This is a genomic window from Microbacterium sp. zg.Y1084, from assembly GCF_024623595.1.
GTDB classification, from domain to species: Bacteria; Actinomycetota; Actinomycetes; order Actinomycetales; family Microbacteriaceae; genus Microbacterium; species Microbacterium wangruii.
The window spans coordinates 48,134-72,877 of record NZ_JANJGV010000001.1 but is presented as its reverse complement, the minus strand read 5'-3'; the positions used below and the strand labels follow the sequence as shown (position 1 = coordinate 72,877).

General features: G+C 69.4%; 29 protein-coding genes. 12 read left to right on the top strand and 17 right to left on the bottom strand.

The genetic code is table 11. From position 1 onward, the window contains the following. Window positions 1–128: 128 nt before the first annotated feature. The 3 genes from NQ165_RS00360 to NQ165_RS00350 are packed head-to-tail and all read right to left on the bottom strand — an operon-like array spanning window position 129 to window position 2,629. Entirely contained in the window at window positions 129–497 is a 369-nt protein-coding gene (locus tag NQ165_RS00360; RefSeq protein ID WP_257530177.1) for a TraR/DksA C4-type zinc finger protein, read from the bottom strand. Next, window positions 494–1,141, bottom strand: a complete 648-nt coding sequence (locus NQ165_RS00355) for an NAD(P)H-binding protein (RefSeq protein WP_257530176.1) — start codon at window positions 1,139–1,141, stop codon at window positions 494–496. Before NQ165_RS00355 ends, NQ165_RS00360 begins: the two co-directional genes overlap by 4 nt. 48 nt (window positions 1,142–1,189) lie before the next feature. Continuing rightward, window positions 1,190–2,629 (bottom strand): APC family permease, encoded by a 1,440-nt coding sequence (locus NQ165_RS00350; RefSeq protein WP_257530174.1) that lies wholly within the window; start codon window positions 2,627–2,629, stop codon window positions 1,190–1,192. A 163-nt stretch (window positions 2,630–2,792) separates the two neighbouring features. Here NQ165_RS00350 and NQ165_RS00345 point away from each other — a divergent pair, with 163 nt between their 5' ends. Beyond that, window positions 2,793–3,707 carry a VOC family protein gene (locus NQ165_RS00345; RefSeq protein WP_257530172.1) on the top strand — a complete coding sequence of 305 codons (915 nt, stop codon included), beginning with the start codon at window positions 2,793–2,795 and terminating at the stop codon, window positions 3,705–3,707. Between the two features lie 60 nt (window positions 3,708–3,767). Continuing rightward, a complete protein-coding gene (locus NQ165_RS00340) occupies window positions 3,768–4,805 on the top strand; it encodes an aromatic acid exporter family protein (RefSeq protein ID WP_257530170.1) in 1,038 nt (345 codons plus the stop codon). On the opposite strand, the gene NQ165_RS00335 is transcribed toward NQ165_RS00340, so the two are convergent. Beyond that, window positions 4,789–5,184, bottom strand: a complete 396-nt coding sequence (locus tag NQ165_RS00335; protein ID WP_257530168.1) for a YchJ family protein — start codon at window positions 5,182–5,184, stop codon at window positions 4,789–4,791. The two genes, NQ165_RS00340 and NQ165_RS00335, sit on opposite strands and share 17 nt — an antisense overlap. Before the next feature lie 81 nt (window positions 5,185–5,265). On the opposite strand from NQ165_RS00335, the gene NQ165_RS00330 reads away from it, so the two are divergent. From NQ165_RS00330 to NQ165_RS00320, 3 genes are all read left to right on the top strand, one after another. Then, window positions 5,266–5,934, top strand: coding sequence for a Pr6Pr family membrane protein (locus NQ165_RS00330; protein ID WP_257530166.1), 669 nt, complete (start codon window positions 5,266–5,268; stop codon window positions 5,932–5,934). Between the two features lie 55 nt (window positions 5,935–5,989). After that, window positions 5,990–6,541 (top strand): hypothetical protein, encoded by a 552-nt coding sequence (locus tag NQ165_RS00325; RefSeq protein ID WP_257530164.1) that lies wholly within the window; start codon window positions 5,990–5,992, stop codon window positions 6,539–6,541. 284 nt (window positions 6,542–6,825) lie between these two features. Beyond that, window positions 6,826–7,323: a hypothetical protein gene (locus tag NQ165_RS00320; protein WP_257530162.1), complete on the top strand. Its 498-nt coding sequence runs from the start codon at window positions 6,826–6,828 to the stop codon at window positions 7,321–7,323. Between the two features lie 6 nt (window positions 7,324–7,329). On the opposite strand, the gene NQ165_RS00315 is transcribed toward NQ165_RS00320, so the two are convergent. Together NQ165_RS00315 and NQ165_RS00310 are read right to left on the bottom strand one after the other, a co-directional pair. After that, window positions 7,330–7,554, bottom strand: a complete 225-nt coding sequence (locus NQ165_RS00315) for a hypothetical protein (RefSeq protein ID WP_257530160.1) — start codon at window positions 7,552–7,554, stop codon at window positions 7,330–7,332. Between the two features lie 21 nt (window positions 7,555–7,575). Next, on the bottom strand, window positions 7,576–7,887 hold the full coding sequence (locus NQ165_RS00310; protein ID WP_257530158.1) for a putative quinol monooxygenase: 312 nt from the start codon (window positions 7,885–7,887) through the stop codon (window positions 7,576–7,578). Between the two features lie 67 nt (window positions 7,888–7,954). Between NQ165_RS00310 and NQ165_RS00305 the strand changes: the two genes are divergently transcribed. Continuing rightward, a complete protein-coding gene (locus NQ165_RS00305; RefSeq protein ID WP_257530156.1) occupies window positions 7,955–8,881 on the top strand; it encodes a 5'-3' exonuclease in 927 nt (308 codons plus the stop codon). A 12-nt stretch (window positions 8,882–8,893) separates the two neighbouring features. On the opposite strand, the gene NQ165_RS00300 is transcribed toward NQ165_RS00305, so the two are convergent. The 3 genes from NQ165_RS00300 to trpD all read right to left on the bottom strand — a co-directional run bounded on the left by NQ165_RS00300 (window position 8,894) and on the right by trpD (window position 11,592). Further along, the gene (locus NQ165_RS00300; RefSeq protein WP_257530154.1) at window positions 8,894–9,892 is read right to left on the bottom strand and encodes a PHP domain-containing protein; all 999 of its coding nucleotides are present in this window, start codon (window positions 9,890–9,892) and stop codon (window positions 8,894–8,896) included. A gap of 54 nt (window positions 9,893–9,946) precedes the next feature. Next, entirely contained in the window at window positions 9,947–10,441 is a 495-nt protein-coding gene (locus tag NQ165_RS00295; RefSeq protein WP_257530151.1) for an aromatic ring-opening dioxygenase LigA, read from the bottom strand. Window positions 10,442–10,530: 89 nt separating this feature from the next. Continuing rightward, window positions 10,531–11,592, bottom strand: coding sequence for an anthranilate phosphoribosyltransferase (trpD, locus tag NQ165_RS00290; protein WP_257530149.1), 1,062 nt, complete (start codon window positions 11,590–11,592; stop codon window positions 10,531–10,533). A 161-nt stretch (window positions 11,593–11,753) separates the two neighbouring features. Between trpD and NQ165_RS00285 the strand changes: the two genes are divergently transcribed. The 5 genes from NQ165_RS00285 to NQ165_RS00265 all read left to right on the top strand — a co-directional run bounded on the left by NQ165_RS00285 (window position 11,754) and on the right by NQ165_RS00265 (window position 16,662). After that, window positions 11,754–12,365, top strand: a complete 612-nt coding sequence (locus NQ165_RS00285) for a heme-copper oxidase subunit III (RefSeq protein WP_257530510.1) — start codon at window positions 11,754–11,756, stop codon at window positions 12,363–12,365. Between the two features lie 19 nt (window positions 12,366–12,384). Continuing rightward, complete coding sequence (locus tag NQ165_RS00280; RefSeq protein WP_257530147.1) at window positions 12,385–13,185, top strand: c-type cytochrome; 801 nt, start codon at window positions 12,385–12,387, stop codon at window positions 13,183–13,185. 41 nt (window positions 13,186–13,226) lie between these two features. Beyond that, complete coding sequence (locus NQ165_RS00275) at window positions 13,227–14,306, top strand: ubiquinol-cytochrome c reductase iron-sulfur subunit (protein WP_257530145.1); 1,080 nt, start codon at window positions 13,227–13,229, stop codon at window positions 14,304–14,306. Next, a complete protein-coding gene (locus tag NQ165_RS00270) occupies window positions 14,303–16,114 on the top strand; it encodes a ubiquinol-cytochrome c reductase cytochrome b subunit (protein WP_257530143.1) in 1,812 nt (603 codons plus the stop codon). Before NQ165_RS00275 ends, NQ165_RS00270 begins: the two co-directional genes overlap by 4 nt. A 137-nt stretch (window positions 16,115–16,251) precedes the next feature. Next, a complete protein-coding gene (locus NQ165_RS00265) occupies window positions 16,252–16,662 on the top strand; it encodes a rhodanese-like domain-containing protein (RefSeq protein ID WP_257530141.1) in 411 nt (136 codons plus the stop codon). A 38-nt stretch (window positions 16,663–16,700) separates the two neighbouring features. On the opposite strand, the gene NQ165_RS00260 is transcribed toward NQ165_RS00265, so the two are convergent. The 6 genes from NQ165_RS00260 to NQ165_RS00235 form a co-directional block, all read right to left on the bottom strand. Next, window positions 16,701–17,498, bottom strand: coding sequence for a PP2C family serine/threonine-protein phosphatase (locus NQ165_RS00260; protein ID WP_257530139.1), 798 nt, complete (start codon window positions 17,496–17,498; stop codon window positions 16,701–16,703). 8 nt (window positions 17,499–17,506) lie between these two features. After that, window positions 17,507–17,941, bottom strand: coding sequence for a cytochrome c oxidase subunit 4 (locus NQ165_RS00255; RefSeq protein WP_257530137.1), 435 nt, complete (start codon window positions 17,939–17,941; stop codon window positions 17,507–17,509). A 2-nt stretch (window positions 17,942–17,943) separates the two neighbouring features. Further along, window positions 17,944–19,701 (bottom strand): cytochrome c oxidase subunit I, encoded by a 1,758-nt coding sequence (gene ctaD, locus NQ165_RS00250; RefSeq protein WP_257530135.1) that lies wholly within the window; start codon window positions 19,699–19,701, stop codon window positions 17,944–17,946. 1 nt (window position 19,702) lies between these two features. Next, window positions 19,703–20,596, bottom strand: a complete 894-nt coding sequence (gene coxB, locus NQ165_RS00245) for a cytochrome c oxidase subunit II (protein ID WP_257530133.1) — start codon at window positions 20,594–20,596, stop codon at window positions 19,703–19,705. A 157-nt stretch (window positions 20,597–20,753) separates the two neighbouring features. Continuing rightward, window positions 20,754–21,119 (bottom strand): iron-sulfur cluster insertion protein ErpA, encoded by a 366-nt coding sequence (gene erpA, locus NQ165_RS00240; RefSeq protein WP_257530130.1) that lies wholly within the window; start codon window positions 21,117–21,119, stop codon window positions 20,754–20,756. Window positions 21,120–21,198: 79 nt separating this feature from the next. Next, window positions 21,199–22,593 carry a dipeptidase gene (locus tag NQ165_RS00235; protein ID WP_257530128.1) on the bottom strand — a complete coding sequence of 465 codons (1,395 nt, stop codon included), beginning with the start codon at window positions 22,591–22,593 and terminating at the stop codon, window positions 21,199–21,201. A gap of 49 nt (window positions 22,594–22,642) precedes the next feature. Between NQ165_RS00235 and NQ165_RS00230 the strand changes: the two genes are divergently transcribed. Further along, window positions 22,643–23,218, top strand: a complete 576-nt coding sequence (locus NQ165_RS00230; RefSeq protein ID WP_257530126.1) for a DUF3043 domain-containing protein — start codon at window positions 22,643–22,645, stop codon at window positions 23,216–23,218. Here NQ165_RS00230 and NQ165_RS00225 read toward each other — a convergent pair. Both NQ165_RS00225 and nrdR read right to left on the bottom strand, forming a co-directional pair. Then, window positions 23,196–24,227: a quinone-dependent dihydroorotate dehydrogenase gene (locus NQ165_RS00225; protein WP_257530124.1), complete on the bottom strand. Its 1,032-nt coding sequence runs from the start codon at window positions 24,225–24,227 to the stop codon at window positions 23,196–23,198. The genes NQ165_RS00230 and NQ165_RS00225 overlap by 23 nt on opposite strands. 32 nt (window positions 24,228–24,259) lie before the next feature. Then, window positions 24,260–24,742: a transcriptional regulator NrdR gene (gene nrdR, locus NQ165_RS00220; protein WP_257530122.1), complete on the bottom strand. Its 483-nt coding sequence runs from the start codon at window positions 24,740–24,742 to the stop codon at window positions 24,260–24,262. Window positions 24,743–24,744 lie beyond the last annotated feature (2 nt).

Sequence of the window (24,744 nt, the reverse complement as noted above, 5' to 3'; positions counted from 1 at the left end):
GAACCTCGGAGGGAGGCGGAGCGGATTGTGTGATGCCATGCCATTCGCGGACGCCGAAAGGTCGGCCACACGAATGACACTTCAGGATACCAGAGAACCGCGCCGTTCCGCGAGGATCGTGGGCGCCCTCACGCGCCCGCGGCGCTCGCACAGGAGACGCAGCGGTCGGCCTCGGGCCGCGCCTGCAGTCTCTCGATCGGGATGGGGCGGCCGCACGATACGCACGCGCCGTAGGTGTGCGCGGCGAGGCGTTCCCGCGCGGCATCCAATCGATCCCGCTCGGCCACCGCGGCGCGTCGCAGCGCGTCGATCTGCGCCCACTCCCCGCTGAGGGTCGAGCCCTCGGGGTCGTGCTCGTCGTCGGCGGTGCCGTCCGCCCGGTCGCGGCGCAGCAGCGCGTCATCGCCGTCGAGCCGCGCGAGGCGCACCTCGACGTCCGCCCGGCGGCGCTCGATCACCGACGCCAGCGCGGCGATGTCCGCGGCGCGGTCGCTCACCGCGTGCGCAGCGCCTCGGCGATGGGCATGTCGCCGTTTCCGAAGCGCAGCGTGCGTCCGATGGTCGCCGGCTCGGCGAGGGATGCCGCGACGACGGCTGCCACGTCGGCGCGCGAGACGGCGCCGTCACCGTCGGGGTCGAGGCGGATGCGACCGGTGGGCGGGTCGTCGGTGAGGGCCCCGGGCGCGACGATGGTCCAGTCCAGCCCGCTGTCGTGCAGGTGGGCGTCGGCGGCCCACTTGGCATCGGCGTAGGCGAAGAAGGAGTTGTCGGGGTCGACGCCGTGGTCGGCGCGCGAGCCGATCCACGACACCATCACGAATCGGCGTACGCCCGCCGCCCGCGCGGCATCGATCGCGCGCATCGCGGCGTCCCGGTCGACGGCGTAGGTGCGGGAGGCGTCTCCACCGCCTGCGCCCGCCGCCCAGACGACCGCGTGGTTGCCGGCCACGAGGTTGGTCAGCTGGTCGAGGTCGAAGCGCTCCACGTCCGCCACGACGGGGGCGGCGGCGGTCGCGGTGACGTCGACGGCGTGATCGGGGTTGCGGATGACGGCGCTGACGGTGTCGCCGCGCTCGGCGAGGATCGGCTCGAGCAGTCGGGCCACCTTGCCGTGGCCGCCGATGATCAGGATGCGGGCCATGAGGGCCTCCTTCCGGGTCGGGGCTCCCACGTTACGTGCCCGGTGTCCTCAGCGGGCCGGATCAGCTTCCTCTGTCATCGTTCGCGGGCTCCCCTGGGCGAGCCTGCTGTGACGGCGCCCCCAGAGCAGATAGAACGCCAGCACCACGGCCAGCCAGACGGCGAACCAGACGTACGTCGACCAGCCCAGACCCGAGATGAGGTACAGGCAGGCGACGATCGAGAGCACCGGCGTCACCGGATAGCCGGGCACGCGGAAGGCGCGCGGCAGGTCGGGGCGCGTGCGGCGCAGCACGAGCACGCCCACCGACACCACGATGAAGGCGACGAGGGTGCCCATCGACACCAGATCCCACAGGCTCGACAGCGGCACGAACCCCGCGAGCACGGCAACGACGCCCGCCACCACCACGGTGGAGAACACCGGAGTGTGCGTGCGCGGGTCGACACGCGCGAACGCCCGTGGCAGCAGACCGTCGCGCCCGATGGCGTAGAGGATGCGGGTCTGCCCGAACAGGATCACCAGCGTGACCGAGAAGATCGACACCACCGCGCCGGCAGCGAGCAGGGTCGCCGGCCACGAGGCTCCCAGCACGTCCGACAGGATCACGGCGAGCCCGGCGCTCTGCTGGCCGGGGTCGGAGAAGTCCTGCCACGGCTGCGCGCCGACAGCGGCGACGGCGACGAACAGATACACGGTCACCACGATGGCCAGCGCGATCAGGATGGCGCGCGGCATCGACCGTTGCGGGTCGCGCACCTCGTCGCCCGCCGTCGATACGGCATCCAGTCCGATGAAGGTGAAGAAGATGGTGCCGGCCGCCGCCGTGACACCGGCGGCGCCGTGGGGGGCGAAGTCGGCGAAGTTGTCGACGGTGAAGGCGGTGACCGCGATCGCGGCGAACATCAGGAGCACCGCCACCTTGATGACGACCATGACGGTGTTGACGACGGCGGACTCACGGGTGCCGCGCACGAGCAGCACAGCGCACAGGAGCACGAGCACGACGGCGGGCAGGTTGACGATGCCGCCCTCGCCGGGGGCCATGGTCAGCTCAGCGGGCAGGTTCCATCCGAACAGCGCATGGATGAGGTGGTCGAGGTATCCACTCCATCCCGAGGAGACCGCGGCGGCCGAAACGCCGTACTCGAGCACGAGGCACGCGGCCACGCCCATCGCGACGATCTCGCCGAGGGTCACGTAGGCGTAGGAGTAGGTGGACCCGGAGATCGGCACCGCCGAGGCCATCTCGGCGTAGCAGACCGCCGACAGCCCGGCGGCGATCGCGGCGATGACGAACGAGAGGAGCACCGCGGGCCCCGCCAGCGGCACGGACTCGTGCATCACGAAGAAGACGCCGGTGCCGACGGTGGCACCCACTCCCAGCATCGCGAGCTGGAAGGTGCCGAGCCGGCGCACCAGTCCCCCGGTGTCCGCGGGTGCGTCGCCGGGTGCGACGATCGGCTTGCGACGGAACAATTCACGCATCGCGCTCCCTGAAGGAGGCATGGTCCCCTCCTTGCTGACGGCCGGGAACGATTGTAAACCCGGCTGCCTGAGTGCCCTTCCCAGGCCAGGTGGATCCATGCAGCGGAATACACAGCGGAGCGTGGACGTTGTGACGATCACCCGAAACCCGCTGGAGAATCGCATGACCGCCCCCGCAGACGAACGCCACCTGAACGCCGACACCACGATGGGCGCGGTGACCCTGCGCGTCGCCGACCTCGAGACGATGAGCGGCTACTACGCCGCGGCCTTCGCCATGGAGCCCCTGGAGGACCGGGCGCGCGGGCGCGAGGTGCACCGGGTGCTCGGTCGCGGCACCACCCCGCTCGTGCGCCTCGTGCACACCCCCGACCTCCCCGTTGCGGCCCCCGGTCAGGCGGGACTGTTCCACACCGCCTTCCTTTTCGACGATGCCGCCGCCCTGGCGGCGACGGTGTACCGCGCCGCGCAGCATCCGCTCAGCCGCTTCACCGGGTCGGCCGACCACCTCGTCAGCGAGGCGTTCTACTTCACTGACCCCGAGGGCAACGGCGTCGAGCTGTACACCGACCGCGACCGCTCTGAGTGGGTGCACGAGAACGGCCAGATCCGCATGGACACGATCGCGCTCGACCCGAACGAGTACCTGACCCGGCACCTGACGCAGGACGTGGTGGATGCCGGCCCCTCACGTTCCGGCACCGTCGGCCACGTGCACCTGCAGGTGGGCGACATCGCCACGGCCCGCGGCTTCTACGTCGACGGGCTGGGGTTCGACGCGACCCTGTCGGCCTACCCGGGCGCGCTCTTCGCCTCGGCCGGCGGCTACCACCACCACGTCGCGATGAACATCTGGAACAGCCGCGGCGCCGGTCCGCGCGCCGCCGCGCTCGGGCTCGGGGACGTCGCGGTGACCGTTCCGGGCCGCGACGACCTCGACGCACTCGCCGCCAGACTGCGCGGCCGTGGCATCCGCTTCGACGCCGACGGGCGCTCGGTGCGCGTCGACGACCCGTGGGGCACCCGCGTGACCGTCGCGCTGGCCGACGCGACCACCGACGAGGTGCTGTCGCGCTGACGTCGCAATTCCCGGCCCTCGCACTGACGCCGCGACGCCCCGCGGCCTAGCGTGGTGCGCGTGCCCGTGTCATTCCGCTTCGCCTCAGCTGTGCGCGCCGACCGCCGGCTGCCGCTCGTGCTGCTGTCGAAGGCGGCGCTGGCGACGGTCGCGGCGTGGGTGATCACGGGAGCGATCCTCCCCGGTTCGCCGCCGGTGTTCGCTTCCATCGCGGCACTGCTGATCGTGCAGCCGAGCGCCAACCAGTCGGCGACCAAGGCCGTCGAGCGCAGCGTCGGGGTGACCGCGGGTGTCGCGATCGGCTCGTCTCTGGGACTCGCCTTCGGGACGCAGCCGTGGGTCGTGCCGGCGGCGATCGTGACCGCTCTGCTGTTCGCGTGGATTCTGCGCATGACCCCGGGGGTCAGCAACCAGACGGTCATCAGCGCGATCCTCGTGCTGGCTCTGGGCGTGTCGACACCGGGGTACGCCGGCGCCCGCATCGTCGAGACGATCATCGGCGCGCTCATCGGGCTGACGGTGAGCGTGGCGCTCGCCCCCACCGTCCCCGTCGCAGAAGCGCGCGAGCGCGTGGACGCGCTGGGGCTGGAGATCGCCGCGACGCTCGACCGGCTCGCCGAGGCGTTCGAGAACAAGCACTCCGCGCAGGAGCTCGAAGGGATGCTGCTGACGGCGCGGCTGCTGCGGCCCATGCGCGAGGCGGCGACGACCGCCATGAAGGCGGCGACCGACGCCCTCACCCTCAACCCGCGGGCGCCGCGCTACCGCGACCAGTTGGCGCAGCTGCAGGATCTGCTGGAGCGCTTCTCCGGCATCGTGATCCAGGTCATCGGCATGACGAGGGCCGTCCGCGACCACGGACCCGACGACCTCGCCCGCGAGCCGGCGTCACCGGCGATCGCCGAGCAGCTGCGCCGGGCGGCCCACGACCTGCGCCTTCTCACGAGCGCCCCCGACGACATGGTCGCCCCCGACGAGGAGCCCGCGCTGACGCGGCCGCTGCAGATCCAGACCCCCTCGTCGGGCAACTGGGCGCTGATCGGCTCGATCCTCGTCGACCTGCGCCGCGTGCATCAGGCGATCACCGATCCGCTGTGACCGGCGGGTCGATGACCCCGTCGAGGTACCACCAGCGCTCGCTCTGACGCACGAACCGACTGCGCTCGTGCAGCACGCCGCGCGCGCCGCCCTGGCTCCACGACGCGCGGAACTCCACGGTTCCGCGCTTGTCCCCCGCCTCGGCCGAGACGATCTCGAGCCCGCGCCACCGCAGACCGGGTTCGAGGTCGAGGTTCTCGGGACGGGTGCCGGGATGCCAGGTCTGCGCGAGATACGCGGCATCGCCGACGGCGAAGGCGGTGTAGCGCGAGCGCATGAGGGCTTCGGGTGTCGGTGCGGGGATGCCGCCGAGGTACCGGCCGCAGCAGGCGGCGAGCGCCGCACCGCTTCCGCAGGGGCAGGGCTGGTCGTCACGCATGGTGCTGCCAGTCTCGCACTGCTTTGACACCTCTCCTCCCCCGGCCTAGCGTTCAGGCGCAGCCGCATCGTGAGGAGCACTGTGACCGCAGCGAACCGCGCGCACGTCGTGCGCAGCCCGCAGTTCTGGTGGCGGGTCGCGACGCTCGCCGCCTGCCTGGTGGGGCTGTCGACCGGCAACCACCGCCTGGTGTTCTTCACGATCCAGAGCAACGTGATCGTCTTCGCCTACGTCGCCGGCGCCCTGTACTGGATGCTGCGGCGCGGCACCACCGACGCCCCCGCCCCGCGACTGCGCGGTGGAGTGGTCACCTGGATCCTCACCACGGCTCTGGTCTCCCACGTCTTGCTGAACCTCGGCGCGAACCCGCTGCCCGGGCTCGTCGTCGCCGACCCCGACACCGCGCTGGCGAACCGCTCACTGTTCCTGCTGCACTACGTCGTGCCGGCCATGGTGCTCGTGGACTGGCTGCTGTTCGGCCCGCGGCGCGCGGTGCGCTGGCGGGATGCCGCGCTGTGGCTGCTGTACCCCGCCGCCTACGCCGTGGTCACCCTGGCGCGCGGTGTCTTGTTCCCCACCATCGCCGACCGGTTCCCGTACCCCTTCCTCGACATCGACGCCCTCGGACCCGGAGGCGTCGCCCTCGGCATCGTGCAGGTCGTCGTGGTGATCGCCGTGATCGCGATCGGGGTGATCGCGCTCGACCGGGCGTCGGCCGCCGTGGGCGATCTCGTGCAGCGTCGGCGCTAGCCGCCTGCTGTGGATAACCGGATGCCGCGCCGCGCCTGGCCGGTAGCGTGTGCGCATGAACTCACGGAGCGTCGTCGCTGCGGTGGGTGCGGCCGTGATCGTCGCCCTGCTGACGGCCTGCACGCCCGAGCCGCAACCCGCGCCCACGCCCACTTCCACGGGCTTCGCGAGCGAGGCGGACGCGTTCGCCGCCGCCGAGGAGACGTACCGCGCGTACGTCGACGCCCTGAACCAGGTGGATCTGAGCGACCCGGCGACGTTCGAGGCCGTGTACGCGTGGACGACGGGAGAGGCGAATGCGAACGAACGACAGACCCTCTCGACAATGCATGCGGAATCGCTCGCGAAGACCGGAAGCAATGAACTGATCAGCTTTCGTGGCGATACGGGCTCGTCTTCCCTACCCACGGAGATCGCTGCGGTCGCTTGTGTTGATGTGAGCACTGTTGAGGTTATTGACCTGGCGGGCGATTCGGTTGTGTCTGCCTCCAGGCCAGATCGCTATGCCCTTCAGCTAGAACTCATTGCGAGCCCTACGACACCGACAGGACTGCAAATCGCGTCTAGCAACGCCATCGAGGACCCAGCATGCGCCCCAGTGCCTTGACCCTCGCCGTCACGGTCACCTTCACATCTCTGGGCGTAATGTCCGCAACCGGAACATCCACGTGCGATGGGGCCAATACCTGGACGGCCTGCGACGTCGCCAACACCGGATCCACGGTCGAGGTCGGCGGCTCCTACGGCGAGGGCGGGGCCGGTGGTGGCCGAGGCGGGGGCGGCGGGAGCGGCATCCGGCCTGAACCGCCCGCTCCTGCACCCGCGCCGGCACCCGCGCCGGCACCCGCGCCCACGTGCAATCCGGTCGTCGGGTGCCGTGGCACCTACACGGTGTGGACGCCGCCCGAGGTCACGATCAGCGACCTCGCGTCGTTCACGCCGGCGCGACCGTCGTTCTCCGGCGAGCCGGCGGGCATCGCCGTGCGCGGCATGGCGGCGAACTTCGTCGCTTCGGCGACCGAGCAGCAGCTCACCGGTGAGCTGTTCGACCTGCCCGTGACGGTGAGGTTCGTCCCGGCATCCTTCGTGTTCGACTACGGCGACGGCACCGTGCGCGCCACCCGGTCCGGCGGCGCCTCCTGGCCGCAGCTGGGGCAGGCGCAGTTCACCCAGACGCCGACCAGCCACGCCTACGCCCAGCGCGGCACCTACACGGCATCCGTCACCGTCCGCTACGCCGCCGCGGTCGACTTCGGCACCGGCACCTGGCGCGAGGTGCCGGGATTCGTCGATGCGACCACAGGCGGGTACGACGTGCGGGTGGTGGAGGTGCTCACCGCACTCGTCGACCGCACCTGCATCGAGAACCCCGCGGGTCCCGGCTGCTGACGGGGTCTACCCCTCTGGCCGCACGGCCCCACGCAGCTCCATCGCGGCGCGCGCGTACCGGACGGTGAGAACACCGGACACGAAGAGGATCCCCGCCCCGGCGATGACCCCGAAGCCGTCGCGCCCGTTCACGACCTGAGCGACCAGGATCGACGCCCCCGAGAGGGCGGCGAGACCGTACAGCGCGACCAGGCCGACAGCGGTGCGGAGCGTGAGAGCCGACATGAGCATGGCGACAACCTACATGCGCCGTTACTCCGCCCCGCTGCGCAGCGGCGAGCCGACGACCTCGAATCGTTGCCCACCCATCGCGCCGGACAGCAAGGGACGGGCTTCGGAGATCGCTGCCCGCACAGACGGCAGATCGAGCGATGCCCGGTGGGCGTCGGCCGATGTCCAGAGTTCGACCACGAAGACCGTGTCCGGCTCCTCCTCGGAGATGCCGACCTCGTAGAGCAGGCAGCCGACGGCGGCAAGGTCGGCGGAGGGGCGCGTGAGCAGGGCGACCAGCTCGTCGCGCTTGCCCGGGATCGTCCCCAGGGTGCCGGTGTTCGCGAATGTCATGCGCGAAGCCTGCCGGCAGCCTCCGACATCCGCTCCGACCGATCGGCGCCCGTGCCAGGATGAGCCCGTGACTGACCGCCTCATGTTGCTCGACACCGCGTCGCTGTACTTCCGCGCGTTCTACGGCGTGCCCGACAAGGTGCGCTCCCCCGACGGAACTCCCATCAACGCCGTGCGCGGGCTGCTCGACATGATCGCCAAGCTCACGACGACCTACGACCCGACCGACATGGTCGCCTGCTGGGATGACGACTGGCGTCCGCAGTGGCGCGTCGACCTCATCCCGACGTACAAGACGCACCGCGTCGCCGAAACGGTCACCGGAGCGCCCGACGTCGAGCAGGTGCCCGACCCGCTGGAGGCGCAGATCCCGGTGATTCGCGACGCCCTCGCCCTGCTGGGCATCCCGGTCGTCGGGCTTGCCGACCACGAGGCCGACGACGTCATCGGCACGCTCGCGACCCGGGCGACCATGCCGGTCGACATCGTCACCGGCGACCGCGACCTCTTCCAGCTCGTCGACGACGCCCGCGGCGTGCGGGTGATCTACACCGCCCGCGGCATGAGCAACCTCGAAGTCGTCACCGATGCGACCGTCGTGACCAAGTACCGCATCCTGCCGACCCAGTACGCCGACTACGCCACACTGCGCGGCGACGCCTCCGACGGCCTGCCGGGGGTCGCCGGAATCGGCGAGAAGACCGCCGCGACGCTGCTCGCCGCGCACGGGGACCTCGAGGGCATCCGGGCCGCCGCCGCCGCGAGCGAGGGGATGTCCGCCACCGTCGCGAGCCGCATCCTCGCCGCCGCCGACTACCTCGACGTCGCCCCGACGGTGGTGAAGGTCGTCACCGACCTCGCCATCGCGGCCCCCGCGTCGCGGCTGCGCGCACCGGATGCCGCGGCGCGCGAGGCGGCACAGGCGTTCGCCGAACGGTGGGGGCTCGGCACCTCGATGACGCGCGCCCTGGACGCGCTCGCCACCCGCGGCTGAGACCCGCGCGGTTCAGCGCCGCCGGCCGGTCCACTCCCGCAGACGATCCAGCGGCCACGTCGTGACGATGCGGTCGGCGGGCACCCCTGCGCGCTCGGCCCGCGCCGCGCCGTGATCGATCAGGGAGAGCTGCCCGGGCGCGTGGGCGTCGGAGTCGATCGAGAACAGGCATCCGAGCTCGAGCGCGAGCGCAAGCAGGTCATCGGGCGGGTCCTGCCTCTCCGGGCGGGAGTTGATCTCCACCGCCACCCCATGCTCGGCGCAGGCGGTGAACACCGCGCGGGCATCGAACTGCGACGGCGGGCGCGTGCCGCGCGAGCCTTCGACGAGCCGGCCGGTCACATGGCCGAGAACGTCCACCTGAGGGTCGGATGCCGCGGCGACGAGGCGGCGCGTCATCGGGCCCCGCTCCATTCGCAGCTTCGAATGCGCCGACGCGACCACGATGTCGAGATCGGCGAGGAGATCCTCCTGCTGGTCGAGCGCACCGTCGTCGAGGATGTCGACCTCGATGCCGCTGAGCAGGGTGAACCCCTCACCGCTGAACTCCGGGAGCAGGGCGAGCTGCTCGCGCAGCCGTTCCGCCGACAGCCCGTTGGCGACCCGCAGGCGTGGCGAATGGTCGGTGAGCGCCAGATACTCGTGGCCCAGTGCACGGCCGGCCTGGGCCATGAGGTCGATCGACGTCAAGCCGTCCGACCAGTCGGAGTGGCTGTGCAGGTCGCCACGCAGCAGCGCCCGCAGGCCCGAGCCCACGGGTGCGACGCCGGCGCTCTCGCGCAGTTCGGCGAGATACGCCGGAACGTCGCCTGCGAGGGCCTCCTGGATGACGGCGAAGGTCGACTCGCCGATCCCCTTGCGCCGCCGCAGCGCCGGGGTGTCACGCAGCTCGGCGTCGTCGAGGCCTTCGATCGCAGCCGCGGCAGCGCGGAACGCCTTCGACCGGTAGCGGGAGGCGCGCTCGCGCTCGAGCAGCGAGGCGATCTCACTCAGCGCGTCATACGGATGCATGGCGACAGAGTACGGGCCCGCACCGACGTGGTGCGGGCCCGTAGCGCCAGAAGGTCAGACCGAGGCGACCGACGACCGCTTCACGACGACCGGAACCGAGGCGAGGCGGTGGATCGCCCAGCCGAAGATGATCGACAGCACGCCGACGCCCATCGCGAAGGCCGAGACGCCGAACGAGACGACCGAGGTGAACAGCGAGGCACGCAGGAACGATGCGTTCATCATCGTCGCCCGCACCGGGTCCTCCTTGTCGAGCTCGGCGTAGGTCATGCCGTCGCTGGCCTGCAGCGCGTGGTGCTGGATGATGTCGGCCTGCACGAAGGCGGTGAACGGCCCTGCGACGGTCTGGCCCTGGAAGGCCATCGCGTCGTCGGGGATCGTGATGTTCTCGGCGCGCAGCTGGCTGGAGACCATGATCCAGACCACCAGGCCGACGACGATCAGCGCGATGCCACCGAGGATGCCGACGATGCCTGCTGCCTTGATGAGACCGGTCTTGCGGACGGGGGGCTCGATGGTGTCGGCCGTGGTGGCCGGTGCGTTCGACATGGGAGGTTTCTCCTAGAAGTGACGGGATGAAACCTCAACGTATCGTGAGCGCGCTCCCCCGCCGACCCGCCGGGCCGGAAGTAAACGTCTCAGCCCGCGAGCACCTGCGTCGCACCGACCCACGCCTGCAGGGTGGCGGCCGCCGCGCCCGAGTCGATGGCGTCCGCTGCGGCATCCTTCGCCTCCGCGAGCCGCTCCAGAATGGGCCGCTGCACCTGCGTCGGGTCGAGCGAGAGCCGGTAGGCGACCATGCCGGCGGCGGTGTTGAGCAGCACGATGTCGCGCACCGCGCCGGTCTCGCCGTCGAGCGTGCGGCGCACCACCTCTGCATTGTGCTCGGGCTCGCCGCCCAGGAGATCGTCGATGTCCGCCAGCGGGATGCCGAGGTCGCGCGGGTCCAGGTCGTGCTCGTGCACGTCGCCGAGGCTGATCTCCCACAGGCGGCTGTGCCCGGTGGTCGTCAGCTCGTCGAGGCCATCGTCGCCGCGGAAGACCAGTGCGGTCGCGCCGCGCGTGCGGAAGACCCCCGTGATCAGGGGCACGCGGTCGAGCTGGGCCACGCCGACGGCATTGGCCTCGGCGCGCGCCGGGTTGCACAGCGGGCCCAGGAAGTTGAACACCGTCGGCACGCCCAGCTCGCCGCGCGTGGCCGCCGCGTGGCGGAAGCCCGGGTGGAACGCGGAGGCGAACGCGAACGTGATGCCGGTGCGCTCGAGCGTCTCGGCGACAGCCTGCGGCGACAGCGTGAGGTCGACCCCCAGCGCCCGCAGCACGTCCGAGGACCCCGACTTCGAACTCGCCGCCTTGTTGCCGTGCTTGACGACGGGGATCCCGGATGCCGCGGCCACGATAGCCGACATCGTGGAGATGTTCACCGTGCCGAACCGGTCGCCACCGGTGCCGACGATGTCGAGCACCGCCGCGGGCACCGGCAGCGGCACCGCCGCTTCGAGGATCGCATCGCGGAAGCCGACGATCTCGTCGATCGTCTCCCCCTTCGCCCTGAGCGCGACGAGGAAACCGGCGAGCTGCGAGGGACTCGCCGCGCCGGTCATCACCTGTCGCATCGCCCATGTCGACTCGGACACGCTGAGGTCGCGGTCATCGAGAAGCGTGGTGAGGATTTCGGGCCAAGAAGTGAGCTCCGCCATGAGGGACGATCCTATCCTGGCGCGACCAGCGGATTCCGACGGCTTGTTAGGGTGGCCTAACCAACATTCGGGCCACACTCGGCTCTTCGATGCGAAACTCACGGGCCACTTTCAGCCATAATGAATGTGTGACGAGCACCTCTACGAGCTATCCCCAGGCCATGCGGTCGGTCAAGCGACCAGACCCGGTCGCTGTCGGCACCATCGTCTGGCTCGGCAGCGAAGTCATGTTCTTCGCCGGCCTTTTCGCGATCTTCTTCACGCTGCGCAGCACCTCGCCTGAGCTGTTCGCCGAGCGATCCGAGATCCTGAACGTCCCCTTCGCAGCGATCAACACGTTCATCCTCGTGATGTCGTCGTTCGCGTGCCAGGCGGGCGTGTTCGCCGCCGAGCGTTTCCAGTCCTACCGCACCGGCAGCCTCTGGAACGTGCGCAAGTGGGGCATGGTCGAGTGGTTCTTCCTCACGTTCGTCATGGGCGCCGTCTTCGTCTCCGGTCAGATCTGGGAGTACGCCACCCTCGTCGCCGAGGGCCTGCCGATCAGCGCGGACCCCTACGCGTCGGCCTTCTACATCACCACCGGATTCCACGCCATTCACGTCACCGGCGGGCTCATCGCCTTCCTCCTGGTGATCGGCCGCGCGTACGCCGTCAAGAACTTCGGCCGCAAGGAGATGACCACCGCGATCGTGGTCTCCTACTACTGGCACTTCGTCGACGTCGTGTGGATCGTGCTGTTCGCCGTCATCTACCTGCTGCCCTTCGTAAGCTGAGAGCGAGCTGAAAACCGACATGGCACGACACACCTCCCGTCGCCCGAACGGACGCCGCAGCCCCTGGGCCGCCGCCGCTCTCATCGGCATCGGCCTGCTGGTCACCGGCGGCGTCTACGCCGGAGCCTCCGCAGCGGTCGCCGCGGCCGAGCCGCAGACCGTCGCCTCCACCCTCACCGTCGAAGACGGCAAGAAGCTCTTCCAGGCCAACTGCGCCACCTGCCACGGTCTCGACCTGCAGGGCTCCGAGAACGGCCCGTCGCTGTACGGCGTCGGCGAGCTCTCCGTCGAGTTCCAGATGGCCACAGGTCGCATGCCGCTGCAGATGCAGGGACCGCAGGCGCCGCAGAAGCCCGTCCAGTTCACGCAGGAGCAGATCGAGGCGATCGCCGCCTTCACGCAGTCGGTGGCCCCCGGCCCCACGTACCCCGACGCGAACATCATCGACGGCGACGGCGACGTCTCCAACGGTGCCGAGCTCTTCCGCATCAACTGCGCCATGTGCCACAACGTGGCCGCGGCCGGCGGTGCCCTCACCGAGGGCAAGTACGCTCCCCCCCTGACCGACACCAGCGCGCTGCACATCTACGCGGCGATGGTCACCGGACCGCAGAACATGCCGGTCTTCAACGACATGACCCTCAGCACCGACGAGAAGCGCGACATCATCTCCGCGCTGATGTACATGCAGGAGAACCCGTCGCCCGGCGGCTTCTCCCTCGGCTCGCTCGGCCCCGTCTCGGAGGGTCTCTTCATCTGGATCTTCGGTATCGGCAGCCTCATCGCCCTCACCGTGTGGATCACGGCGAAGTCGAACTGATCGATCACTGACACAGCATCACGGAACGCACGAGGAGCACCATGACACACGAGGACGACGCGCTCGAGCACGAGAGGGCTTCCTGGAAGCCCTCCCCGGGGCTCGCGGTCGCGGTTTCCGACCCCGTGCAGAACCCCGGACTGCCGCCGCACCGCGCGCGCGTCACCGACAAGGACCCCGCCGCCATGCAGCGGGCCGTGCGCACGGTCTACACCCTGTTCTATCTGTCCCTCGCCGGGAGCATCTGGGCGGTCGCCGCCTACATGATCTTCCCGATCGAGAGCGGGCAGATGATCGACATCCGCAACAACAACCTCTTCATCGGTCTGGGTATCGCCCTGGCACTCCTGGCGATCGGCATCGGCGCCATCCACTGGTCCAAGGCGATCATGTCGGACAAGGAGTTCATCGAGCCCCGTCACGCCACCCGCGGCCGTGACAGCACCCGCGAGGCTGCTGTCGAGGTCTTCCGCGAGGCGAACGAGGAGTCCGGCTTCGGCCGCCGCGCGATGATCCGCAACTCGCTGATCGCCGCCGTCGTGGCATCCGTGGTGCCCGGTATCACGCTCTTCCGCGGCCTCGCCCCGGAGAGCAGCCCCGAGCACCCGCACGCCGGCGACCCGGTCTATCTGCTCAGCCACACCATGTGGAAGAAGGGCGAGCGTCTCGCGCACGACCCCAGTGGTCTGCCGATCCGCGCCGCCGACCTGACCCTCGGCTCCGCCGTGCAGGTGATCCCCGAGTCGCTCGCGACCATGAGCCACCACGACGGCTATCTCGAGGAGAAGGCCAAGGCCATCGTGCTGCTGGTGCGTCTGCTCCCCGAGCAGCTCAAGGAGACCCCGGAGCGCCGTGACTGGTCGTACAACGGCATCGTCGCGTACTCCAAGGTCTGCACGCACGTCGGTTGCCCCGTTGCGCTCTACGAGCAGCAGACCCATCACCTGCTGTGCCCCTGCCACCAGTCGCAGTTCGACGTCTCCGACGGCGCGGCTGTCATCTTCGGCCCCGCGGCCCGTCCGCTGCCGCAGCTGCCCATCATGGTCGACGACGAGGGCTACCTCGTCGCCCGCAGCGACTTCACCGAGCCGGTCGGCCCGAGCTTCTGGGAGCGTCATTGAGCACCGCAACTGTCACTGAGGAAACGACCGAGAGGCCGAAGAACTCCGACGAGAAGCCGCTGGGCGGTCGTTTCGTCGCGGGTGCGGCCAACTACCTCGACGAGCGCACGAGCATCTCGGGCCTGGTCAAGGAGCTCGGACGCAAGATCTTCCCCGACCACTGGTCGTTCATGCTCGGCGAGATCGCTCTGTGGAGCTTCGTCGTCGTGCTCATCTCGGGTACCTTCCTGACGTTCTTCTTCCAGGCGTCGATGGTCGAGACCCACTACTACGGCGCCTATCCCCCCATGCGCGGCATCGAGATGTCCGCCGCGCTGGAGTCGACCCTGCGGCTGTCCTTCGACATCCGCGGCGGCCTGCTGGTGCGCCAGATCCACCACTGGGCTGCGCTGGTGTTCGTCGCCGGCATCGGCGTGCACATGCTCCGCGTGTTCTTCACCGGTGCGTTCCGCAAGCCGCGCGAGCTGAACTGGGTGATCGGCTTCGTGCTGTTCGTCCTGGCCATGGGTGAGGGCTTCACCGGCTACTCGCTCCCCGACGACCTGCTCTCGGGCAACGGCCTGCGCATCATCGACGGCATGGTCAAGGGAATCCCGCTGATCGGCACATGGACGTCGTTCCTGCTGTTCGGCGGCGAGTTCCCGGGTGTCGACATCGTCGGCCGCCTGTACGTGCTGCACATCCTGCTGCTGCCCGCCATCCTGGTGGCACTGCTGGCGCTGCATCTCATGCTCATGATCATCAACAAGCACACGCAGTTCGCCGGCCCCGGCCGCACGAACAGCAACGTCGTGGGCTACCCGATGGTCCCCGTCTACATGTCGAAGATGGGCGGGTTCTTCTTCGTCACCTTCGGTGTGATCGTGCTGATCGCGTCGCTGTTCACGATCAACCCGGTGTGGAACTACGGTCCGTACGACCCGTCGCCGGTGTCCGCAGGAACCCAGCCCGACTGGTACATCGGCTTCGCCGACGGCGCGCTGCGCCTGGTCCCGCCGCACCTGGAGTCGGTCTTCCTCGATCGCACGTGGTCGTGGAACATCATCCTGCCGCTCGGCGTGCTGGTCGTCTTCATCCTGCTGGTCGCCATCTACCCCTTCCTCGAGGCGTGGATCACCGGCGACAAGCGCGAGCACCACATCGCACAGCGTCCCCGCAACGCCGCCACCCGCACCGCCATCGGCGCCGCCGGTGTCACGTTCTACGCGGTGCTGTGGGCCGCAGCCTCGTCCGACCTCATCGCGACGCACTTCCATCTCACGATGGAGGGTGTCATCCACGCCCTGCAGGCGCTGCTGATCGTCGGACCGGTGCTCGCCTACTTCGTCACCAAGCGCATCGCCATCGCGCTCCAGAAGAAGGACCGCGAGATCGTCCTTCACGGCTACGAGTCCGGTCGCATCGTGCGCCTCCCCGGCGGCGAGTACATCGAGGTCCACCAGCCCGTCGACGAGTACGAGCGCGTCAAGCTCGTGGACTACGAGACGCAGGCACCGCTGGTCGTGCGCCCCAACGACAAGGGCCGCATCCCGTGGCACGAGAACCTGCGCGCCTCGCTGTCGCGCTGGTTCTTCGAGGACCGTCTCACCCCGCTCACCCAGACCGAGCTGGACGCGGCGCTCGAGCACCAGCACCACTCGCTCGACCACATCGAGGAGGAAGAGGTCGCCGAGCTGCAGGGCGCCCACGACCGCGCGGGCGTGCCCGACGCTCCCCTCCACCCGATCGACGACGGTCACAACAGCGAGACGGCCAACCGGCCCTCGAACGTGATCGTCCCCGAGAAGGACGACGACACGAAGAAGTAACCCGGGCGCAGCCCGCAGACCGAAGGCCCCGGTGTCCGCACCGGGGCCTTCGTCGTCGTCGGCGCAGGCAGGATTCCGCCGCCTCCTGGCCGTTCGCCTGCTCGTCCGTCGAGCCCGCGATCCCCTAGCGTCGACCCATGACCTCCCCCGACGCCCACGCCCACTTCTCCGCGCGACTGGCCCACGAGACCGACCCGTCCGACGTCTACGCCGCGCAGCGCGCCGGAGACAGCTTCGTCCTGGTGGATGTGCGCAGTGACGCCGCATGGGCGCAGGGCCGCATTCCGGGAGCGATCCACCTCCCCTACCGGGACATCCCCGCACGGGCACGCGGCGAACTCGACAGCGCCGTGCCCGTCGTCGTCTACTGCTGGGGTCCCGGGTGCAACGCCGGCACGCGCGGCGCCCGGGAATTCGCCGCCGCAGGCTTCCGTGTGCGCGAGATGATCGGCGGCTACGAGTACTGGGCGCGCGAGGGGCAGCCGATCGAGAACGACGACGGTCCGCTCCCCCGTACGCTCGATCCGCTCACCACGGTGGTGCGCTGATCACGACGGACACGACCGCGCGCGGACGGTGAGCCGTGTCAGGCGCTCTCGAGCCCTTCGGCGAACCGCGCGGTGGCGGCGCCAGCGAAACGCACGGAAGCATCCGCCACGGTGCCGCTGGGCGCCGTGCTCACGTCGCAGACGACCGCCGTGGCGTTGTCGCGGGTGCCGGCATCCAGCGCCACCCGCACGACCCACTCCGCTGCCCGCTCAGGGGTCGGTGCGAGCTCGAGAAGGCGGGCGAGTTCGTCGAACGGCACGTAGTCGCTCACGCCGTCGCTGCACAGCAGCCAGCGATCGCCCGCGACCGGTTCGAGCTCGGCGACGCTGATGACGTCTTCCTCGCCACCTCCGAGCGAGGCGGTGATGATGTTGCGGCGCGGATCGACGGCGGCCTCCTCGGCACTGAGGATCCCCTGGTCCACCAGCGCCTGCACCAGGGAGTCGTCGCGGGTCTGCCGGCTGAGAGCGCCGTCGCGCCACAGATAGGCGCGGGAGTCCCCCGTATGGGCGAGGAGCAGCGAGCCGGCTTCGCTCAGCCACAGCCCGGTGAAGGTGGTCGCCATGCCGACGAGGGCGGGATCGCGGCGCGCATGGGCGCCGATGTCCCAGTTCGCCCAGCGCACGCGCTCCGCCAGCTGCTCCGCGTCACGCATGGGACCGGCGCCCACCACGAGGCGATGGAGCAGCGCCGCAGACGCCAAATCGCCTGCAGGGCCGCCACCGACGCCGTCGGCGACGCCCGCACCCCAGGATGCCGCGAAGGCGGCATCTTGGTTGACGGTGCGGAACTCACCGACGTCCGAGACGGCGGCGGCTCTGAGGCGAGCCGGCATGAGGATGATCAGCGGGCGAAGTAGCCGCGGTAGTACTCGAAGACCCAGCCCACGAGGGCGACCACGAACACGGCCAGGCCGATCGGGATCATGAACGTGCCCACGGCGAAGCCGATCATGGCCAGCGCAGCCGAGAAGGCCAGCACGATGGGCCACCACGACCACGGGCTGAACTCGCCCAGCTCAGGGTCACCGTCATCGATGTCGGCCGTGAGGATGTCCTCGGGCAGCTCGCCGCCCTGGGCTTTGTGCACGCGGCTCACGTAGAAGCCGATGAGAGCGGCCATGAACACCGAGAAGAACAGCGCCACGGTGCCGACCCACTCGATGGCCTGGTTCCACGGGAGGCTGGGGTGGGCGATGATGTTCCACCCCGTGTAGACGACGGCGACGATCAGGAAGAAGACCGCGAGGAGCCACCAGAGGTTGACGTTCGTCTTCATGCCTACTTCACCTCTCCCTCGTTGACGTCGACAACGGGCGCATCGGGGGCATCCTTCGCCGGTCCGACGCCCACGGGCACGGCCGCTTCAGGGTGGTTCAGGTCGAATGCGGGCCGCTCGCTGCGGATGCGCGGGATCGACGTGAAGTTGTGGCGCGGCGGCGGGCAGCTCGTGGCCCACTCCAGCGATCCGCCGTAGCCCCACGGGTCGTTGACCGTGACGCGCGGCGCCTTGCGGGCGGTGATCCACACGTTCAGGAAGAACGGCAGCATCGAAATTCCGAGGATCATCGCACCCACGGTGGAAACCTGGTTCTCCCACGTCCAGCCGTCAGCGGCCGAGTAGTCGGCGTAGCGGCGGACCATGCCGTCGACACCCAGCCAGTGCTGGACGAGGAACGTCATGTGGAAGCCGATGAACAGCAACCAGAAGTGCACGTAGCCGAGACGCTCGTTGAGCATGCGGCCGGTCCACTTGGGCCACCAGAAGTAGAAGCCGGCGAACATCGCGAACACGACGGTGCCGAAGACCACGTAGTGGAAGTGCGCGACCACGAAGTACGAGTCGGACAGATGGAAGTCCAGCGGCGGCGACGCCAGGATGACGCCGGTGAGACCACCGAAGACGAACGACACCAGGAAGCCGAGCGCGAAGACCATGGGGGTCTCGAAGGTGATCGACCCTCGCCACATCGTGCCGATCCAGTTGAAGATCTTCACCCCTGTCGGCACCGCGATCAGCATCGTCATGAGCGCGAAGAACGGCAGCAGCACGGCACCGGTGACGTACATGTGGTGCGCCCAGACGGCGACCGACAGCGCAGCGATGGCGATGGTGGCGTAGACGAGCGTCTTGTATCCGAAGATCGGCTTGCGGCTGAACACCGGGAAGATCTCCGAGACGATGCCGAAGAACGGCAGCGCGATGATGTACACCTCAGGGTGACCGAAGAACCAGAACAGGTGCTGCCAGAGGAGCACGCCGCCGTTCTGCGGGTCGAAGATGTGCGAGCCGAGGATGCGGTCCGAGGCTGCCGACAGGATGGCCGCGGCCAGCACCGGGAACGCCATCAGGATCAGGATGCTCGTGATCAGCGTGTTCCAGGTGAAGATCGGCATGCGCCACATCGTCATACCGGGGGCGCGCATCGTCACGATCGTGGTGATGAAGTTCACCGCACCCAGGATCGTGCCGAAGCCGCTCATGCCCAGGCCGAGCATCCACAGGTTTCCGCCCGCGCCCGGCGAGAAGCTCGCGTTGGCGAGCGGCTGGTACGCGAACCATCCGAAGGATGCCGCGCCCTGCGGGGTGAGGAAGCCCGAGATCGCGATGAGCGACCCGAAGAGGAACAGCCAGAAGGCGAAGGCGTTCAGACGCGGGAACGCCACGTCGGGCGCACCGATCTGCAGCGGCAGGATCGCGTTGGCGAAGCCGGCGAACAGCGGCGTCGCGAACATCAGCAGCATGATCGTGCCGTGCATCGTGAACAGCTGGTTGTACTGCTCCATGGTCGGCACGACCTGCATGCCGGGCTCGAACAGCTCGGCGCGGATGATCAGCGCCATCACGCCGCCGAGCAGGAAGAAGAGCACCGACGCGATCAGGTACATGTACCCGATGGTCTTGTGATCGGTGGAGGTGATCCACTTGACGATCAGGTTGCCCTTCTGCTCCACGCGGGACGAGCTCAGAAGCGCGGCCTGGCGGGGAGGAAGGGTGGTGGTGCGGGTGCGTTCGGTGCCCTCGAGCGTCGTCGCCATATCAGTCGTCTCCCTCTGACGATGCCCCGGTGCCCGGCAGGTTCTGCAGGCGGTCGTAAGCCTCGTTGATGTCACCCGTCTGGCCCGCGTCGCGCAGGGTCTCGAGGTATTCGTCGTACTCGGCCTCGCTGACGACCTCCACGTTGAAGAGCATCATCGAGTGGTACTCGCCGCACAGCTCGGCGCACTTGCCGGCGTACGTGCCCTCGCGGGTGGGCGTGAAGGACCAGTAGTTGTCCTTGCCGATGTACATGTCCTTCTTGTACAGGAAGTCGATGATCCAGAACGAATGGATCACATCGCGCGACTGCAGCTGGATCTTCACGGTCTTGTCGACCGGCAGGTAGAGCGTCGGCAGGGCGGCCTGGTCGATGTCACCGTTCGCAGCGGCCTGCGCCTGGACACCCATCGTCCAGACGGCGTCGTCCTCATCGCCGTCTTCGGCGTTGTACTGGAAGTCCCACGACCACTGCTTGCCGATGGCCGTGATGGACACGTCGGGGTCGTCGTACTGGGTCTCGAGGATCGCCTGGTCACGCGCGGTGAAGGCGAAGAAGCCCATGACGAGGATCAGCGGCACGACCGTGTAGAAGATCTCGATCGGCATGTTGTACCGCATCTGCACCGGCAGACCGGTCTGGCCGCGGCGACGACGGTAGGCGATGGCCGCCCAGCCCATGAGACCCCACGTGACGATGCCCACGACGAGGAGCACGATCCAGGAGGTGACCCAGAGGCCGGAGACCATGTCGACCTGGTTGGTCGCTGGCGTACCGTCCTCCACGAAGCCGGGGAGATAGCCGTTGAGCTCCGTAGGCGTGCAGGCGGCGAGAGTGATCGCCGTGACTGCTCCCAACGGGACGACGGCCCAGCGGAGGCGGCGTTTTGATCGCACGGTGCACCTTTCCGGACGCGGGTATGACCAACTCAGTCTAGGGCAAGGTCACACGGGATTCAGGCCAACCATTCAGGTCCTGATACGCGTCGTCCGGCGGGTTTCCGGTGCTGATCAGCACCGGAGCCGCCGGACGTTCGCTCGCGAAACCTTCAGATCAGTGGAAGCTGTCGCCGCACGCGCAGCTGCCCGCTGCGTTGGGGTTGTCGATGGTGAACCCCTGCTCGGAGATGGTGTCCTTGAAGTCGATCATGGCGCCATCGAGGTACGGGACGCTCATGTCGTCGACGATGACCTCCACGCCGTCGAAGTCGACGGTCTTGTCGCCGTCGAGGTACCGCTCGTCGAAGTAGAGCTGGTAGATGAGGCCGGAGCAGCCGCCGGGCTGCACCGCAACGCGAAGCCGCAGGTCGTCGCGGCCCTCCTGGTCGAGCAGGCTCTTGACCTTTGCGGCGGCGGCGTCGGTGAGCGAGACGCCGTGGTCGCGGGCGACCTCGGCGACGGGCTGTGCGGTGTCGGTCATGTGCTCTCCCGTGGTTCGGGCCGCTGGAGGGCGGCAGATGGCACGATTCTACGCCTGCCCTCTGGGGAACGGGCTCGGATCAGGCGGTGCGGGCGTCGAGACGCTCCAGCAGCAGCGCCTCCGACACGAGGGCGTTGCGGAACGTCTCGAGGTGCAGCGACTCGTTGGGGCTGTGCGCCCGCGCGTGCGGGTCCTCGACGCCCGTGACGAGGATCTGCGCGGCGGGGAACTCCCGCACCAGGTCCGAGATGAAGGGGATCGATCCGCCGACGCCGATGTCGACCGGGTCGACGCCATAGCCCTCCGCGAGGGCGGCGCGGGCGTCGGCGACGGCCCAGCCGTCGCCGTCGACGAGAAACCCGTCGCCGCAGTCGACGTCCGAGAAGGTCAGCTGGGCGCCGAAGGGCGCGTGGGCGCGCAGGTGCGCCTCGAGAGCGTCGTACGCCTCCTGGGCCGACTGTCCCGGGGCGACGCGCGTGCTGATGACGACGGACACCTCGGGGCTGAGGGTGTTCGAGGCGTTCACGACGCTCGGGGCATCGATGCCGGTGACGGTGATGGACGGCTTGTTCCAGATGCGGCTGAGGATCGTGCCCCCGCCGATGGGCGAAACCCCCTCGGGCAGTCCCGCCTCGTCGCGCAGCGTGGCCTCACCGTACTCGGGGGTCTCGGCGTTACGGTGACCCAGCCCGGCGACGGCGACGCCGCCGTCGGCATCCCACAGCGTCGACAGCAGCGTGATCGTCGCCATCATCGCATCGGGCACGGCGCCGCCGAACATGCCGGAGTGCGAGGCGTGGTCGAGTGTGCGCACCGTGAGGGTGAAGCGCGCGTTGCCGCGCAACGACACCGTGAGGGCGGGCGTGCGGGAGTCCCAGTTGCCCGAGTCGGCCACGACGATGACGTCGGCACGCAGCGCGTCGGCGTTGTCGTGCAGGAAGGCGGCGAAGGAGCGCGAGCCCGCCTCCTCCTCGCCCTCGATGAACAGGGCGACGCCCAGATCGAAGTCGGTGCCGAGAACCTCGGTGAGGGCGCGGAGGGCGCCGATGTGCGCCATCACTCCGGCCTTGTCGTCGGCGGCGCCGCGGCCGTAGAGGCGCCCGTCGCGCACGGTGGGTTCGAACGGCGTCGACTCCCACAGCGACTCGTCACCGACCGGCTGCACGTCGTGGTGCGCGTAGAGCAGGATCGTGGGGCGGCCGTTGCGGGCTGCGCGGGTGGCGAGCACCGCCGGCATCCCCCGCTCGTCGGTGCCGGGGATGGCCGCGTCGCGGATCTCGACGCGGTCGAAGATCCCGAGGCCCTCGGCGAGCTCCTTCACCGCCTCGGCGCTGCGACGCACCTGGGCCGGGTCGAAGCCGGGAAAGGCGATCGACGGGATGCGCACGAGCGACCCGAGATCGGCCAGGGCGGCGGGAACGGCGGCGGTGGCGGCGGCACGCACCGCATCGGGTCGGGACAGCTCGGAGGTCATGCGGGTAATCTTAGGTCAACCCGCTTTTCGCACTATCCAGAGGATCCCCGTGGCCAACACCCCCACCCCCGCGCCGAAGGACTCGTCGCTCGCGACGCCCACCGAGCAGGCCGGACCCGGTAAGGGCCGCCCCACCCCGTCGCGTGCCGAGCGCGAAGCAGCGCGCAAGCGCCCCCTCGTCGCCGACACCAAAGAGGCCCGCGCCCGCGCGAAGGCCGAACTCGCCGCCGCCCGCGAGAAGGCCCGCGTCGGCATGGCCAACGGCGAGGACCGTTATCTTCCCGCCCGCGACAAGGGGCCGCAGCGCAAGTTCGCCCGTGACTTCGTCGACGCGGGCTGGCACCTCGGCGAGGCCGTGATGCCGATGATGCTCCTGGTCATCGTCCTCACCTTCATCCCGATCGCCGCGATCACCTACTGGTCGTTCGTTGGCCTGTGGATCTTCATCATGTTCGTCATCGGCGACATGATCATCACCTCGATCCGGGTGAAGAAGGCGGCCAAGGAGCGCTTCGGTGCCGCCCGCATGGAGAAGGGCCTGGGCTGGTATGCGGCGATGCGCACCATCCAGATGCGCTTCATGCGGCTGCCCAAGCCTCAGGTCAAGCGCGGCCAGCACCCCTGAGACCGCGGTTGATCTGCCGCGCCCACAGCGGGCCGCGGTAGAGGAACGCGGTGTACCCCTGCACGAGGTTCGCTCCCGCCGCCAGGCGCTCACGCACGTCGACAGCGGTCTCCACTCCCCCGACCGAGATCACGCAGAACTCCTCGGGGACGACCGCGCGCACCAGCCGCAGCACCTCGAGTGACCGCTGCTTCAGCGGCGCACCCGACAGCCCGCCGGCACCTGCGGCGGCGACGACGTCGGCATCCGTCACCAGTCCCTCGCGGGAGATCGTCGTGTTCGTGGCGATGATCCCCGCAAGGCCGGTGTCGACCGCGAGCCGTGCGATCGCCTGCACCTCGTCGTCGGGCAGATCCGGCGCGATCTTCACCAGCAGCGGGGTGTCGCCGGCTGCCTCGCGGACGGCGGCCAGCAGCGGCCGCAGCGTCTCGACGGCCTGCAGTCCACGCAGACCCGGGGTGTTCGGCGACGAGACGTTCACGACCAGGTAGTCCGCCAGCGGCGCCAGCAGACGGGTGCTGGTGACGTAGTCCGCGGTCGCGTCCTCGACGTCGACGACGCGGCTCTTGCCGATGTTGACGCCGAGCACCGCACGCTTCGAGCGGCGCCGCAGCGCGCGCAGGCGGGATGCCGCCGCCGCCGCGCCATGGTTGTTGAAGCCCATCCGGTTCACCACGGCGCGGTCGGGGATCAACCGGAACAGCCGCGGTCGCGGGTTGCCCTCCTGCGGCACAGCGGTGAGCGTTCCCACCTCGACGTGGCCGAAGCCGAGCGCCCACAGGCCCGCGGCGCCGGTGACGTCCTTGTCGAAGCCCGCGGCCACCCCGAACGGGGAATCGAACGTGAGCCCCAGCGCCTGCGTGCGCAGTTCGGGGGCGGGCGCGGTCAGACGCCGGGCGAGCGGGGCGAGCGGCCGCGTGCCGAGCAGGCGGATCACCGTCATCGCCGCGTGGTGCGCGGTCTCGGGATCCATGCGGGACAGGACGGTGCGGAAGAGGAGCGGATACATCCCCTCCAGCCTAGAGCCGCCGATTGCGGGTGTCAGTCCGCGGCGGCGGCGGCGCTCATCACGCCGGCGGCGTGATCGGCGCGCAGCTGCGCGATCGCCGCCTCGAAGTCCTCGAGGGAGTCGAACGCCTGATAGACGCTCGCGAACCGCAGGTAGGCGACCTCGTCGAGGTGGCGCAGCGGCCCGAGGATCGCCAGTCCGATGTCGTTCGTATCGATCTGCGACGAGCCGGTCTGGCGCACCGCCTCCTCGACGCTCTGCGCGAGGATCGCCAGATCGCCTTCGGTCACCGGCCGACCCTGGCAGGCCTTGCGCACGCCTGACATGACCTTCTCGCGGCTGAACGGCTCGATGACACCGGAGCGCTTGATGACGTTGAGGCTCGCCGTCTCGACCGTGGAGAACCGTCCGCCGCACTGGGGACACTGCCGCCGCCGGCGGATGCTGAGGCCGTCGTCGCTGGTGCGCGAGTCGACGACGCGGGAATCGGGATGACGGCAGAAAGGACAGTGCATGG

What these genes read in the sequence shown, in the direction of transcription:
- NQ165_RS00325 (WP_257530164.1), top strand. Translation starts at nt 5,990, where the DNA reads ATGAACTCACGGAGCGTCGTCGCTGCGGTGGGTGCGGCCGTGATCGTC.
- erpA (WP_257530130.1), bottom strand. Translation starts at nt 21,119, where the DNA reads ATGACCGACACCGCACAGCCCGTCGCCGAGGTCGCCCGCGACCACGGC.
- NQ165_RS00265 (WP_257530141.1), top strand. Translation starts at nt 16,252, where the DNA reads ATGACCTCCCCCGACGCCCACGCCCACTTCTCCGCGCGACTGGCCCAC.
- NQ165_RS00345 (WP_257530172.1), top strand. Translation starts at nt 2,793, where the DNA reads ATGACCGCCCCCGCAGACGAACGCCACCTGAACGCCGACACCACGATG.
- NQ165_RS00315 (WP_257530160.1), bottom strand. Translation starts at nt 7,554, where the DNA reads ATGCTCATGTCGGCTCTCACGCTCCGCACCGCTGTCGGCCTGGTCGCG.
- NQ165_RS00260 (WP_257530139.1), bottom strand. Translation starts at nt 17,498, where the DNA reads ATGCCGGCTCGCCTCAGAGCCGCCGCCGTCTCGGACGTCGGTGAGTTC.
- NQ165_RS00285 (WP_257530510.1), top strand. Translation starts at nt 11,754, where the DNA reads ATGCGGTCGGTCAAGCGACCAGACCCGGTCGCTGTCGGCACCATCGTC.
- NQ165_RS00275 (WP_257530145.1), top strand. Translation starts at nt 13,227, where the DNA reads ATGACACACGAGGACGACGCGCTCGAGCACGAGAGGGCTTCCTGGAAG.
- nrdR (WP_257530122.1), bottom strand. Translation starts at nt 24,742, where the DNA reads ATGCACTGTCCTTTCTGCCGTCATCCCGATTCCCGCGTCGTCGACTCG.
- ctaD (WP_257530135.1), bottom strand. Translation starts at nt 19,701, where the DNA reads ATGGCGACGACGCTCGAGGGCACCGAACGCACCCGCACCACCACCCTT.
- NQ165_RS00255 (WP_257530137.1), bottom strand. Translation starts at nt 17,941, where the DNA reads ATGAAGACGAACGTCAACCTCTGGTGGCTCCTCGCGGTCTTCTTCCTG.
- NQ165_RS00295 (WP_257530151.1), bottom strand. Translation starts at nt 10,441, where the DNA reads ATGTCGAACGCACCGGCCACCACGGCCGACACCATCGAGCCCCCCGTC.
- NQ165_RS00225 (WP_257530124.1), bottom strand. Translation starts at nt 24,227, where the DNA reads ATGTATCCGCTCCTCTTCCGCACCGTCCTGTCCCGCATGGATCCCGAG.
- trpD (WP_257530149.1), bottom strand. Translation starts at nt 11,592, where the DNA reads ATGGCGGAGCTCACTTCTTGGCCCGAAATCCTCACCACGCTTCTCGAT.
- NQ165_RS00355 (WP_257530176.1), bottom strand. Translation starts at nt 1,141, where the DNA reads ATGGCCCGCATCCTGATCATCGGCGGCCACGGCAAGGTGGCCCGACTG.
- NQ165_RS00350 (WP_257530174.1), bottom strand. Translation starts at nt 2,629, where the DNA reads ATGCGTGAATTGTTCCGTCGCAAGCCGATCGTCGCACCCGGCGACGCA.
- NQ165_RS00280 (WP_257530147.1), top strand. Translation starts at nt 12,385, where the DNA reads ATGGCACGACACACCTCCCGTCGCCCGAACGGACGCCGCAGCCCCTGG.
- NQ165_RS00310 (WP_257530158.1), bottom strand. Translation starts at nt 7,887, where the DNA reads ATGACATTCGCGAACACCGGCACCCTGGGGACGATCCCGGGCAAGCGC.
- NQ165_RS00335 (WP_257530168.1), bottom strand. Translation starts at nt 5,184, where the DNA reads ATGCGTGACGACCAGCCCTGCCCCTGCGGAAGCGGTGCGGCGCTCGCC.
- NQ165_RS00235 (WP_257530128.1), bottom strand. Translation starts at nt 22,593, where the DNA reads ATGACCTCCGAGCTGTCCCGACCCGATGCGGTGCGTGCCGCCGCCACC.
- NQ165_RS00300 (WP_257530154.1), bottom strand. Translation starts at nt 9,892, where the DNA reads ATGCATCCGTATGACGCGCTGAGTGAGATCGCCTCGCTGCTCGAGCGC.